A 13,359-nucleotide genomic window follows, 5' to 3' on the forward strand; every position below is an offset into this window, starting at 1 on the left:
TTAGTTCACCCAGACGCGTGCGTTACGGAACATGCGCATCAGGGCCGCGTCTTCCTGCCACTCGTCCGGGCGCCAGGAGTTCTGCACGGCACGGAACATACGCTCCGGGTGCGGCATCATGATGGTCACGCGACCGTCACGGCTGGTGAGGCCGGTAATACCGCGCGGCGAGCCGTTCGGGTTGGCCGGGTAGGCTTCGGTGACCTTGCCGTGGTTGTCGACGTAGCGCAGGGCCACGCAACCGGACAGGTCGGCTTCCAGCAGTGCCTCTTCGCTGGCGAACTCGGCATGGCCTTCACCGTGGGCGATGGCGATCGGCATGCGCGAACCGGCCATGCCCTGCAGGAAGATCGAGTTGGACTTCTGCACCTCGACCATGGCCACGCGCGCCTCGAACTGCTCCGAGCGGTTACGCACGAAGTGCGGCCAGTACTCGGTGCCCGGGATCAGCTCGTGCAGGTTGGACATCATCTGGCAACCGTTGCACACGCCCAGGGCGAAGCTGTCGGTACGCTCGAAGAACGCCTGGAAGGCATCGCGGGCACGGGCGTTGAACAACGCCGACTTGGCCCAGCCTTCACCGGCACCGAGTACATCGCCGTAGGAGAAGCCACCGCAGGCCACCAGGCCCTTGAAGGCTTCGAAGTCGACGCGGCCGGCGAGGATGTCGCTCATGTGCACGTCGATCGCGGCAAAGCCTGCGCGGTCGAAGGCGGCTGCCATCTCGACCTGGCCGTTGACGCCCTGCTCGCGCAGGATCGCCACTTGCGGGCGCACGCCCTTCTTGATGTACGGCGCGGCGATGTCGTCGTTGACGTCGTAGCCGAGCTTGACCGACAGGCCAGGGTTGTCTTCTTCGAGCAGCAGGTCGAATTCCTGGTCGGCGCAGTCGGCGTTGTCGCGCAGGCGCTGGACCTGGTAGCTGGTCTCGGCCCACTGGCGCTGCAGCAGACGACGATCGCCCTTGAACAGTTCTTCACCTTCGAAGTTGATCAGGACTTCACCATTGTTGATCGGCTGGCCGATCACCGCGACGCAGTCTTCACCCAGCCCGGCGGCGCTGAACTGTGCCAGCACTTCACCGGTGGCGTCCTGACGCACCTGGATCACCGCACCCAACTCCTCGTTGAAGAGGATGGCAGCAACCTTTTCACGCTTGCTGGTCAGGGTGTTCAGTTCCAGCTCGAGGCCGCAGTGGCCGGCGAAAGCCATTTCCAGCACGGTGGTCATCAGGCCGCCGTCGGAACGGTCGTGGTAGGCCAGCAGGTGACCGTCTTCGTTGAGGCCCTGGATCACGGCGAAGAACGCCTTGAGGTCCTCGGCGTCGTCGACGTCAGGAGCGGCACTGGCCAGCTTGCCGTGGGTCTGCGCCAGGATCGAGGCGCCCATGCGGTTCTGGCCACGCCCCAGGTCGATCAGGATCAGGTCGGTTTCGCCCTTGTCCATGCGCAGTTGCGGGGTCAGGGTCTTGCGGATGTCGGTGACCGGGGCAAAGCCGGTGATGATCAGCGACATTGGCGAAGTAACGCTCTTCTCGCCGCTCTCATCGCTCCACTTGGTCTTCATCGACATCGAGTCTTTGCCGACCGGGATGGTGATACCCAGTTCAGGGCACAGCTCCATGCCCACGGCCTTGACGGTGTCGTACAGGCGGGCGTCTTCACCCGGGTGACCCGCGGCGGACATCCAGTTGGCCGACAGTTTGATGTCGGACAGTTTTTCGATGCGCGAGGCGGCCAGGTTGGTGATGGTCTCGCCGATGGCCATGCGGCCGGACGCTGGGGCATCCAGCAGTGCCAGCGGAGTACGCTCGCCCATGGCCATGGCTTCGCCGGTGTAGACGTCGAAGCTGGTGGCGGTGACGGCGCAGTCGGCCACCGGGACCTGCCACGGGCCGACCATCTGGTCGCGGGCGACCAGGCCTGTGATGGTGCGGTCGCCGATGGTGATCAGGAAGCTCTTGCTGGCCACGGCCGGGTGACGCAGGACGCGCTCGACGGAATCGGCCAGCTCCAGCGTGCTCGGGTCGAACTCATCGCCCAGCTCGGCTTCGCGGGTCACCGAACGGTGCATACGCGGCGGCTTGCCCAGCAGCACGTCCAGCGGCATGTCCACCGGGGTGTTGTCGAAGTGGCTGTCGGTGACGGTCAGGTGCTTCTCTTCGGTGGCTTCGCCAACGACCGCGAACGGGCAGCGCTCGCGCTCGCAGATGGCCTGGAAGCGCTCGAAGTCTTCGGCGCTGACCGCCAGCACGTAGCGCTCCTGGGATTCGTTGCTCCAGATCTCGTGCGGGGCCATGCCCGGCTCGTCGTTGGGTACGTTGCGCAGTTCGAAGCGCCCGCCGCGGCCGCCGTCGTTGACCAGCTCAGGGAAGGCGTTGGAGATACCGCCGGCACCCACGTCGTGGATGAAGGCGATCGGGTTCTTGTCACCCAGCTGCCAGCAACGGTCGATGACCTCCTGGCAACGGCGCTCCATTTCCGGGTTTTCGCGCTGTACCGAGGCGAAGTCCAGGTCGGCAGAGCTGGCGCCGGTGGCCACCGACGAAGCGGCGCCGCCACCCAGGCCGATCAGCATGGCCGGGCCGCCGAGCACGATCAGCTTGGCGCCGACGGTGATCTCGCCCTTCTGTACGTGGTCTTCACGGATGTTGCCCATGCCGCCGGCGAGCATGATCGGCTTGTGGTAGCCGCGCACTTCTTCGCCGTGGGGGGTGTTGATGCTCTGCTCGAAGGTACGGAAGTAGCCGGTCAACGCAGGGCGGCCGAATTCGTTGTTGAACGCAGCGCCGCCCAGCGGGCCTTCGATCATGATGTCCAGCGCGTCGACGATGCGCTCCGGCTTGCCATAGGCTTTTTCCCATGGCTGTTCGAAGCCCGGGATACGCAGGTTGGACACGGTGAAGCCGGTCAGGCCAGCCTTGGGCTTGGCGCCGCGGCCGGTGGCGCCTTCGTCGCGGATTTCGCCGCCGGAGCCGGTGGAGGCGCCGGAGAACGGGGCGATGGCGGTCGGGTGGTTATGGGTCTCGACCTTCATCAGGATGTGCACCGGCTCCTGCACCGCGCCGTATTGGCGGGTTTCAGGGTTCGGGAAGAAGCGGCCGGCCACCGAACCGACGATCACCGAGGCGTTGTCCTTGTAAGCGGACAACACGCCTTCGCTGTGCATCTGGTAGGTGTTCTTGATCATGCCGAACAGGCTTTTTTCCTGCGACTGACCGTCGATGTCCCAGCTGGCGTTGAAGATCTTGTGGCGGCAGTGCTCGGAGTTGGCCTGGGCGAACATCATCAGCTCGATGTCGTTCGGGTTGCGCTTCAAGCCCTGGAAGGCATTGACCAGGTAGTCGATCTCGTCTTCGGCCAGGGCCAGGCCCAGGTCGATGTTGGCTTGCGCCAACGCGTCGCGGCCACCGGCCAGGATGTCGACCGAGGTCATCGGCTTGGGCTGGGCGTGGCTGAACAGATCGGCGGCGCCTTCGAGCTTGGCCAGCACGCGCTGGGTCATGCGGTCGTGCAGCTCGGCGGCGATCAGCTGGGCATCGGCGTCGGACAGCTCACCGGCGACGTAGTAGGCGATGCCGCGCTCCAGGCGCTGGATCGACTGCAGGCCGCAGTTGTGGGCGATGTCGCTGGCCTTGGAGGCCCAGGGCGAGATGGTGCCCAGGCGCGGGACCACCAGGAACAGACGACCGGTCGGCTCCTGCACCGGCACGCTCGGGCCGTACTTGAGCAGACGGCCCAGCACCTGCTGCTGGTCGGCGGTCAGCTCGCCGTCGACGTCGGCGAAGTGGGCGAATTCGGCATACAAACCAGTAACAGCGGGGACTTTCTGGCTCAGTTGCTCGAGTAATTTACCGTGGCGAAAGGCAGAAAGGGCAGGAGCGCCGCGCAGGATCAACATCGTCGGGACAGCCTCAGGAAGGGGTGTGCTTAGAGGCCGTGCATTCTAGCCTAATTTGCAGGCTTTCGGCACCCGCTCTAAGCCAATGGTGCCGGGCGGTGGAACCGGACCTCGGGGTCAAAAAAGCAGCTGCAAGCTGCAAGCTCCAAGCCACAAGAAAAAAGCGAGCATGCATGCCCTGCTTTTTGCTTGCAGCTTGCAGCTTGTCACTTGCAGCTCAGGCTAGCTAGCAGACCTGCCAACCATTGTCGAGATATGGCGCCAGCAGTCCTTTGCGTATACTGCACGCTATGTTCGCCCACACTGCTTTGCGCCAGCGTTGCGCCAAATGGCTCTTCGCAACCGGACTCTTCCTGATGCTCGGTGCCTGCGTTGAAAAACCCAGCACCCTCGAACGCGTCAAGGAGGACGGCGTATTGCGCGTGATTACCCGCAACAGCCCGGCCACCTACTTCCAGGACCGCAACGGCGAAACCGGCTTCGAGTACGAGCTGGTCAAGCGTTTTGCCGATGACCTTGGGGTGAAGCTGCAGATCGAGACCGCCGACAACCTCGACCAACTGTTCGACCAGCTGGGCAAGCCGTCCGGCCCGGTGCTGGCCGCCGCCGGCCTGGTCAGCAGCGAGCGGCGCGCTACCCAGGCGAAGTTCTCCCACCCCTACCTTGAAGTCACGCCCCAGGTCATCTACCGCAATGGCCGTTCGCGCCCCACCAACGCCAAAGGCCTGGTGGGCAAGAAGATCATGGTGCTCAAGGGCAGCAGCCACGCCGACCAGCTGGCGGAACTGAAAAAGCAGAACCCGGGGCTGGAATACGAAGAGTCCGACGCCGTCGAAGTGGTCGACCTGCTGCGCATGGTCGACGAAGGCCAGATCGATCTGACCCTGGTCGACTCCAATGAGCTGGCGATGAACCAGGTCTACTTCCCCAACGTGCGCGTGGCCTTCGACCTGGGCGACAGCCGCGACCAACGCTGGGCGGTGGCCGCCGGTGACGACAACAGCCTGCTCAACGAGGTCAACGAGTTCCTCGACAAGGCGCAGAAGAACGGCACCCTGCAGCGCCTGAAAGACCGTTACTACGGCCACGTCGATGTACTCGGCTACGTGGGCGCCTACACCTTCGCCCAGCACCTGCAGCAGCGCCTGCCCAAGTACGAGAAGCACTTCAAGAGCTACGCCAAGGTCGAGCAAGTGGACTGGCGCCTGCTGGCGGCCATCGGCTACCAGGAATCCATGTGGCAACCGGAGGTCACCTCCAAGACCGGCGTGCGCGGCCTGATGATGCTCACCCAGCGCACCGCCCAGGCCATGGGGGTGTCCAACCGCCTCGACCCCAAGCAGAGCATCCAGGGCGGTGCCAAGTACTTCATGAAGATCAAGGAAGAGCTCGACGACAGCATCAAGGAGCCCGACCGCACCTGGTTCGCCCTGGCCGCCTACAACGTCGGCAGTGGCCACCTGGAAGACGCCCGCACCCTGGCCAAGCGCGAAAAGCTCGACCCGAACAAGTGGCTGGACGTGAAGAAGATGCTGCCGCGCCTGTCGCAGAAACAGTGGTACAGCAAGACCAAGTACGGCTATGCCCGCGGCGGTGAGCCGGTGCATTTCGTGGCCAACATCCGCCGTTACTACGACATCCTCACCTGGGTGACCCAGCCGCAGCTCGAAGGCCAGGTGGCCGAAGGCAACCTGCATGTGCCAGGGGTGAACAAGGACAAGCCGGCGGAGCAGTCGCCGGCGATGTAATTCCGGCTTCCCATGGCGACTGTGGGAGCGGGTTTACCCGCGAAAGGGCCGGCACAGGCGACACAAGACTGCCAGAGCTACCCCTTCGCCCGCCTGGCCTTGAAGAACGCGCTCAGAATCGCCCCGCACTCCTCGGCCAACACCCCGCCCTCGACCATCACCCGATGGTTGAGAAAGCCCTGCCCGAAGAACTGCCCCTGGCTCTGCACGATGCCGGCCTTGGGTTCCAGCGCCCCGAACACCACCCGCGCCACTCGCGAATGGACGATCAGCCCGGCACACATGCTGCAGGGCTCCAGGGTCACGTACAGGGTGCTGCCCGGCAGCCGGTAGTTGCTGGCGGATTTCGCCGCAGCACGGATGGCAACCATCTCGGCATGGGCACTGGGGTCGCTGTCGACGATCGGCCGGTTGAAGCCCTGGCCGATCACCTGGCCGTGCTGCACCAGCACCGCCCCCACCGGTACTTCGCCCAGGCTTGCGCCTTCGGCGGCCAGTTGCAGCGCCAGGCGCATGAATTCCTGATCGCGGCTGCGATCGATGATCTGTGGGCGCATCAGACCACCGCGATCGCGGCCATCAGGCCGGTTTCCATGTGGTCGATGACATGGCAATGGAACATCCAGGTCCCCGGGTTATCGGCCACCAATGCCACCTGGGCACGCTCGTTCTTGCCCAGCAGGTAGGTGTCGGTGAACCACGGCTCGACGATTTTGCGGCGATTGGACGCGATCACCTTGAAACTCATGCCATGCAGGTGGATCGGGTGCTGGTACTGGGTCATGTTCTTCAGCTCGAAGATGTAGCTCTTGCCCTTCTGCAGCGTGGCGATCGGCCGGTCGGCGCAGGTCTTGTCGGTGATGTCCCAGGCCTGGCCGTTGATCTGCCACAGGCTCGGCGGCTTGCCGTTGTCGGTGTTCACCGAGACCTTGCCGACCCATTCGAAGTTGAAGTTGAGCTTCTCGGCGTTCTGCAGGTCCGGCTCGGCAATCGGGTTGGCCGGCAGCGCCTTGGGCCAGTCGCCCGGCGCCTGGTTGCTGGCCACCGAGCGCAGGGTACCCAGGCGCACGAAGCCGTCACGCAGGGAAACCTCCTCGCCCGCCTCTGGGATACGGATGGCCAGGCAGATACGCATGCCCGGCCCGAGCCAGTAATCGTCGTCCAGAGGGCGCGGCGTGACCGGGTTGCCATCGAGGGCGTAGATCATCGCCTCGCAGTTGCCCTTGAGGTTGAGGCGATAGGTCCAGGTGTTGTCCAGGTTCAGCAGGCGCACCCGCACCACCTGCCCGGCCGGCAGCTCGGTGACCGAGTCGGCCTGGCCATTGATGGTGATCAGCCGGCCTGCGGTGCCATTGCGGGCAGCCTCGCGCGGCACGCTGAACGGCATCCAGGCGCCCTGCTCATCGACATGCCAGTTTTTCAGGCTGAGGGTGCGCTCATGCGCGAAGCCGGTCGGCTCGCGCTCCTCGACGATCAGCGGGCCGACCAGCCCACGGCCGAGCTCCTCGGAGCTGCTGACGTGCGGGTGGTACCAGTAACTGCCCGCATCCGGCACCTTGAACTTGTAGTCGAAGTACTCGCCCGGCTTGACCGGCAACTGCGATACATAAGGCACACCGTCCATTTCCAGCGGCAGGCGGATGCCGTGCCAATGAATGGTGGTTTCCACCGGCAGGTGGTTGATGAAGCGCACCCGCAACCAGGTGCCCTGACGTACCCGCAGCTCGGTACCCGGCGCCGACGGGCCGAAGGCCCAGGCCTCGGTCTTGAAACCCGGCACCAGCTCGACATCCAGGGGGGCGGCGATCAGCTCGTAGTCGTGCCCGGCGTTGTCATCCTCGACCTTGCCCAGCCAGTAGCGCGCCGCGCCCCCGGCGCCCAGGCCTACCACCACAAGCCCGGTCAGGCCCTTGAGCATTTGTCGACGGGTAAAGGACATCGGTGCGGGTACCTCGTTTCTGCACAATCAGTACACCGGCAGTGGCCGGCGATGAAGGGCGAATACGATACACCTGCATTTGCGAAATATTAAGTGAAAGGACACATTTAAGCCCGAGCCTGTCCAGGCCCCAAGCAATATGTACCACCAGCATGGCTACGCTTCCGACAGGCTGACATCCGTACCTCCCACACGGATAAAAGCAATGTCACTCGACCCCATGCATACCAATGAGCAAAAAGCCCTGCACAACCTGGCAAGCCAGCTGATCGCAGACTGCCCGGACATGCGCGAAATGGCGCGCCATGTCGCGCAGCAGGTCCTCGAACGCAACGGCTTGCGCTCGCTGGACCCCGACAAAGTTTTTCTGCATCGATTCAAAAGGGCCGTCAGCAGCCCCAGGACGTTCAATGGATGGCAGCATTTCGAAACCCCTTACCAGTCGCTGACCTTGCCTCAGCTGGTAATGCATCGCTTCAACGTCAGCGAGCAGGACAATGCCGACCTGCTCGGCTACCTGGTCGGCTTCTACAGCGATGGGCCGGACAAGGGTGTGTACGACGAACACAACGAAGTGAGGCTCGATGCCAGGCAAGTCATGGACTACTTCTGGAGCATCGATTTTGCCGCCGACTTCAACAAGCACCTCAGCGCGTTCTGGTCCGGGCAGTCGACACAGTTCCGCACCCTGGCTAAAGCCAACTTCCTGAGCAAGGTGCTGGAAGTATGCGCCCACGACCCGGGTTCGGCGCTTGCCCGGTGCTGCGGCGAGGTCTCGCAGGCCCTCGTTGGCGGACAGTTCTGGCCACCCACCCAGGAACAGTTGCAACAGGAAGTCGTCCCAAGCCCAGAAATTCGCCTGTGCGCCCTGGATATCGGCGGCCATGTGGCAACCGATATTCTGCGGGTGGAAATGCAAGACGGTCGGCAATTGCTCTACTTACCCGGCGAAGTCGATGCCCTGCAGCTATTCCCGGACAGCAACGAACTGTTCTGGTGGGTGCTCAATCACAACAACCAGGCCGAGAACCGCGTCCGCTTCATGGGGCACTTCTCGCTTGCAGATCGCGAAGAAGGCGACAGCAATGTCGGGCTCAACCACCTGGTCGACCTGCTGTACCAAGGCTGGGGCAGAAGCGACTACTCGGGCCTGAATACGCTGGACCTGACGATCCAGGGCGACGCGTTCAGCTGGCTACGGGACAAGGCTCACCAGCGCATGCTGGATGATGCGTACTTCTCCTTGCGCACCAACAGCGACCTGCGCAAGCAAATGTGGATCGGCTACCTGAGAGCATTCGCGCGGGTATTCGGGCCTATGGCTGCGGTGGACTGGCCCGTCGCGCTGGCGGTGGTCGGCGCGGGCCTGGCCGAGACCGGCCTGAACATCGACCAGGCGATCAATGGCCATACCACGCGCGACCGCAAGGCTGGCGTCACAGGCGCAATCTTCGCCGCCATCAATACGTTGTTCAATGCCACCTTCCTACGCGGCGCCCCTGGCAAACCTCTGGCAGAGCTGGGAGAGTCTGCCGAGGCCGCAGAAACGGGCAGCATCGAAGAAGATGCCGCTTCATCCGAGCAAGACGAGACGCAAGCCCAGGAGGAGGATCGCGCCATTGAGGCGGATGACCTGCATGCCTGGGTGCCTCGCCCCTTCTGGCCGGGTCAGAGCTGGGAGCTGCTGGCCCCCTTCGAAACCAACGTGCTGCTCACCGGCGAACCCGGCTCCGGCGTGCTCGAAGGCGTCTACACCCAGGACGGCCAATTCTACGTGCTGGTCGACGAGCTGCCCTACCAGGTGCGCTATGTGAACGAGCTGAAGACTTGGACCATCGTCGACCCCGAAAACCCGTTCTCCTTCTACAAGAGCCAAGGCATTCGCCTGGCAGACGACGGTCAGTGGTATCCCCTCGAACGCCTGGGTCTCAATGGAGGCGGGCTCTCGCGACTGAAAGTCTGGGGGCGCACCGGCAACGGGGCCAGCCTGCCTGCACTTCCCGAGACGCCTTATGAGGTTCCGGCGAACCAGCGCCCGCTCTTGAGAGCGGTCACCGACCTGGAGCTCACTGGTGACCGGCTGGACATCATGAATCCACAGCGCAATACGGCCATTCAACACTTCCTCGAATTGCGCGAGCAATTGGCGGCTGACGCGGCCAGGTTCATGCAGGCGCCTGAACTGCCGCCGCGACCACGGATACCTGAGCCTGTCGCCAATTCGACACCCAAAGACCTGTTCAGACAGATCTATGACAACACCAATGGCCTGGTCGTCGGGGAAGCCCACAGCGGTATCGGCAGCAAGCGCTTGCTGATCGACAACATGAGTTTGCTGCGCAAGTTAAAGGTAAAAACGCTGTACATGGAGCACTTCCAGACCGATTTCCAGCAGGCCGACCTCGACATGTTCAACCGCACCGGCCAGATGAGCCCGGACCTGGATACCTATGTCAGCAGCCAGGACAGAGGCCACTTTACCGACCCCTCGGGCCGCTACACATTCCGCCAGGTACTGGTAGCGGCACAAAAGAACGGCGTACGGATCCAATCCATCGACTGCATGGCGAGCTACAAACAGCAATGGTCCACCGCGCCGTCCAAGGTGGCGCGCCAGGAAATGATGAACTTCTTCGCCCACCGCATCATCCAGGCCGATCAGGCGGTACGCGGCCCGGGGAGGTGGGTGGCCCTGGTGGGCAACACGCATGCCAATTCATTCGCAGGGGTCGCAGGGCTTGCCGAGACGGAAGGTGCCATCGGCCTGCGTGTCGAGGATGTACCCACAGGCCAGCCGGACCGCTTCGACACCGATCCTGGGCTCGACATCGCCGACGGCCGGGTATCCCGAGTCAAGAGCGACCTGCGCCTGCGGGCGGCCGTGGACACATCTCGCTCGGCTGCCCAAGACCTCGATACGCTACTGCCACACCCAGGCGACTACACCCTCGAGCATGAAGGTGGCAATTCGGTTGTGGTCAGCAGAGGCCGTGACATGACCCTGCGACGCACCCTGATCAAACGCGAAGGCCGCTATATCTACATCGAACGACCGGAATGGGGATCGCTACATGAACGTCGGCTGCCGCAGCTCGCCGACCTGCACACCTTCCTCGCGCTGCGCGGAATGCACTACATCGGCACTTGAGGACCAATAAACCGGGCAATGCCGACAAGTGTGCTGCATAGCGCACTTGTCGTACCCGTCCTCCGAGTCGGGCACCAGCCTCACGACGGCTCGTCGACCTTGCGCAGTTCTGGGCCGGCTGCTTAAGTTCTTGCAATCGAGGCCTGCCAGCGACGGCCTGCCCAACGCCCGTTGAGCATATTGCATCCCTTCGACGAACTGGGGCTTGAAACCATGTGGAAAAGGACTTGGCCGCTGCACATCGCCCTACTGCTCGCCTTATCCCTGTTGCTGGTGCCGAAGATCATCCTGATCGGCTACTTCGCCAATCGCTGGATCGACACCAGCCCGTCCAGCATCGCCCTGTACCTGCTGCAGGACCTGCTTTTGGCGGCACTGGTCTACCTGCTTGCCATCACCACGTTGCGCAGGCGCAAGTACAGTTTCTTCCTGGTCGCGTTCCTGGCCGGCGCCCTGCTGCTCCTGTTGCTCATCGACATGCGCGTCAGGGAGCTCTGGCTCAAACCGCTGGACTGGTCGCTGATCCAGTACAGCCTCGAGAATGCCAGCAACCTGACGTCAGGGGCGCCGGTGTTCCTCAACCAGCTGGCAGGCTTTGGCCTGACCTTCCGCTTCATCGTGTTCGTTCTGTGCCTGGCTTACCTGGCCGCTTGGGGGCTGGTGGGCCTGGCCACCTACCAGGCGTTCAAGCGCCCTCCTGCCGCGCCGGCTAGGGCACGCACGCTGGGTTTGGTCGTGTTGCTGTGCGGCCTGCTGCTGGGGGCGATCTTCGCCAAGGACGCCCGCTATGACCTGAACGAGAACATCGTCACCCGCTCGCTGGTCTCAGCCCTGCAGAACGCCACCCAGGTGAATGCGAGCCTGCACCCCAACCTGCTGCCCTTCGAACAACCCGCTTACCCCGTGTCGGCCATCAACACCCTACCCAAACTCGACAGCGCGCCCGCGGCAGACTTCAAGAACCTGGTGTACATCGTCATGGAGTCGGTGCGCTGGAACAGCATTTTCGGCACCGAGGTCAACACCGCCCAGCGCTACCCCACCTTCGACAGGCTTGCGCGCGAGGGCATGCTGTTCAAGTCGTATGTGACGGTGCCCCATTCATCCAAGGGCTACTACTCGATCTTCACCGGGCAGCACGCCTACCCCGGCGTTGAAATCAAAGAGGCGATGCCCCTGCACCAGCCCGGCGTGATCCATGAACTGCAGCAGAAAAACAACATGCAGGCCGTCGCCTTCAGCTCACTCTTCCTGCAGTTCGAAAACATGGACGGTTTCCTCAAGTCCATCGGTGTTGCCAAGGCCTATGCCGTCGCCGACATCGCGCCCGCCAACACACTGGCGCAGAACAACAGCAGCTTTGGCGACAGCGACGAGCTGCTGTACACATCCAGCATTCCCCACCTGCAGGCCATCAGCAAAACCGGCAAAGGGTTTATCGCGTTGTACTTCCCAAGCGCCGCGCATTACCCCTACGACTGCACGGGCACGTCCGCCTCGCAATCAGCGCTGGAAAAGTACGAAACCTGCATCGAGACCACCGACACCCTGATCGGGCAAATGCTCGAGGGGTACGACAAGGCGGGCCTGCTCGACTCCACCCTGTTCGTGCTGGTGGGCGACCATGGCGAGTCGTTCGGCGAACACGGGCTGTTCATTCACAACTCGTCCATGCACGAAGAAGAAGTGACCGTGCCGCTGATTTTCTGGGCCAAGGGCAAGACCCTGGCCAAGCCGATCTCGACCACCAGCCAGCAGACCGACATCGCCCCCACCATTGCCGATTTCTTCGCGGTGGCCGACGCGCCGTTCAACGTGCAAGGCATCAGCTTGCTCAGGGACCACGGCAAGCGGGTGTTCTACATGTCGACGTTCTTCGACCAGCTGTCCTCGGCACTGGTGGAGCACCCGTACAAGTACATCTACGAATACAGCCCGGATACCCTGGTGCGCTACCACCTTGAGGACGACCCACAGGAAAAGAACCCTCAGCCGGTCGAAGGCGACGCGTTCACGACCCTGAAGAACCGCCTGCTGTCCTACGACGCGTACCAGAAGGCGCTGTTTGCAAAAGACCCCAAGCCAGGCGAGTGATGTGCAATTATCCTCCGGCCATACGCACTCACAAGGAGGGGGTCATGAAAGAGCATACCTACGCGCTGACCGTGAACTGGACCGGCAACACCGGCCAGGGCACCACCAGTTATACCGCTTACCAACGGGACTTCAGTGTCGAGGCCCAGGGCAAGCCAGCGCTGCCCGGCTCGGCCGACCCGGCTTTTCGTGGCGACCGCAGCCGCTGGAACCCCGAAGACCTGCTGCTCGCCTCGGTATCAGCCTGCCACAAGCTGTGGTACCTGCACCTGTGCGCGGTGAACAACGTGAATGTGCTGGCGTACGTCGACAACCCAGAGGGCCGAATGGTCGAAGGCGATGGCGAACGCAAGGGGCATTTCACGGAGATCGTGCTGCGCCCGCAGGTGGTGGTGAGCAACGATTCGGATCCGCAAGTCGCCCTGCGCCTGCATGAAGACGCCCATCACGAATGCTTCATCGCCAACTCGGTGAACTTCCCGGTGCGTTGTGAGGCGGTGATCGACCACGCGGGCTGAGGCCAGATACGA

General features: G+C 63.1%; 7 protein-coding genes. 4 read left to right on the plus strand and 3 right to left on the minus strand.

Features of this window, described 5'->3' with window-relative positions; all coding sequences use genetic code 11:
- Entirely contained in the window at positions 1-3,900 is a 3,900-nt protein-coding gene (gene purL, locus EJA05_RS22350; protein WP_125859976.1) for a phosphoribosylformylglycinamidine synthase, read from the minus strand.
- Between the two features lie 290 nt (positions 3,901-4,190).
- Between purL and mltF the strand changes: the two genes are divergently transcribed.
- Positions 4,191-5,648, plus strand: a complete 1,458-nt coding sequence (gene mltF / locus EJA05_RS22355; protein WP_110993284.1) for a membrane-bound lytic murein transglycosylase MltF — start codon at positions 4,191-4,193, stop codon at positions 5,646-5,648.
- Positions 5,649-5,725: 77 nt separating this feature from the next.
- Here mltF and tadA read toward each other — a convergent pair whose 3' ends face one another.
- Together tadA and EJA05_RS22365 are read right to left on the minus strand one after the other, a co-directional pair.
- Positions 5,726-6,205 (minus strand): tRNA adenosine(34) deaminase TadA, encoded by a 480-nt coding sequence (gene tadA / locus EJA05_RS22360; RefSeq protein ID WP_125859978.1) that lies wholly within the window; start codon positions 6,203-6,205, stop codon positions 5,726-5,728.
- The gene (locus tag EJA05_RS22365; protein WP_125859980.1) at positions 6,205-7,587 is read right to left on the minus strand and encodes a multicopper oxidase family protein; all 1,383 of its coding nucleotides are present in this window, start codon (positions 7,585-7,587) and stop codon (positions 6,205-6,207) included. Before EJA05_RS22365 ends, tadA begins: the two co-directional genes overlap by 1 nt.
- A 139-nt stretch (positions 7,588-7,726) precedes the next feature.
- On the opposite strand from EJA05_RS22365, the gene EJA05_RS22370 reads away from it, so the two are divergent.
- From EJA05_RS22370 to EJA05_RS22380, 3 genes are all read left to right on the plus strand, one after another.
- The gene (locus tag EJA05_RS22370) at positions 7,727-10,735 is read left to right on the plus strand and encodes a membrane-targeted effector domain-containing toxin (protein ID WP_223811869.1); all 3,009 of its coding nucleotides are present in this window, start codon (positions 7,727-7,729) and stop codon (positions 10,733-10,735) included.
- 213 nt (positions 10,736-10,948) lie between these two features.
- Positions 10,949-12,829 carry a sulfatase-like hydrolase/transferase gene (locus EJA05_RS22375; RefSeq protein ID WP_125859982.1) on the plus strand — a complete coding sequence of 627 codons (1,881 nt, stop codon included), beginning with the start codon at positions 10,949-10,951 and terminating at the stop codon, positions 12,827-12,829.
- Between the two features lie 44 nt (positions 12,830-12,873).
- A complete protein-coding gene (locus EJA05_RS22380) occupies positions 12,874-13,347 on the plus strand; it encodes an OsmC family protein (protein WP_125859984.1) in 474 nt (157 codons plus the stop codon).
- Positions 13,348-13,359: the final 12 nt, after the last annotated feature.

The sequence above is a fragment of the Pseudomonas oryziphila genome (assembly GCF_003940825.1).
Lineage (GTDB): Bacteria > Pseudomonadota > Gammaproteobacteria > Pseudomonadales > Pseudomonadaceae > Aquipseudomonas > Aquipseudomonas sichuanensis.

Bases quoted from the DNA above. Each gene is read 5' to 3' on its own strand.
- EJA05_RS22380 (WP_125859984.1), top strand. From the start codon at position 12,874: ATGAAAGAGCATACCTACGCGCTGACCGTGAACTGGACCGGCAACACC.
- purL (WP_125859976.1), bottom strand. From the start codon at position 3,900: ATGTTGATCCTGCGCGGCGCTCCTGCCCTTTCTGCCTTTCGCCACGGT.
- EJA05_RS22365 (WP_125859980.1), bottom strand. From the start codon at position 7,587: ATGTCCTTTACCCGTCGACAAATGCTCAAGGGCCTGACCGGGCTTGTG.
- tadA (WP_125859978.1), bottom strand. From the start codon at position 6,205: ATGCGCCCACAGATCATCGATCGCAGCCGCGATCAGGAATTCATGCGC.
- EJA05_RS22370 (WP_223811869.1), top strand. From the start codon at position 7,727: ATGTACCACCAGCATGGCTACGCTTCCGACAGGCTGACATCCGTACCT.
- mltF (WP_110993284.1), top strand. From the start codon at position 4,191: ATGTTCGCCCACACTGCTTTGCGCCAGCGTTGCGCCAAATGGCTCTTC.
- EJA05_RS22375 (WP_125859982.1), top strand. From the start codon at position 10,949: ATGTGGAAAAGGACTTGGCCGCTGCACATCGCCCTACTGCTCGCCTTA.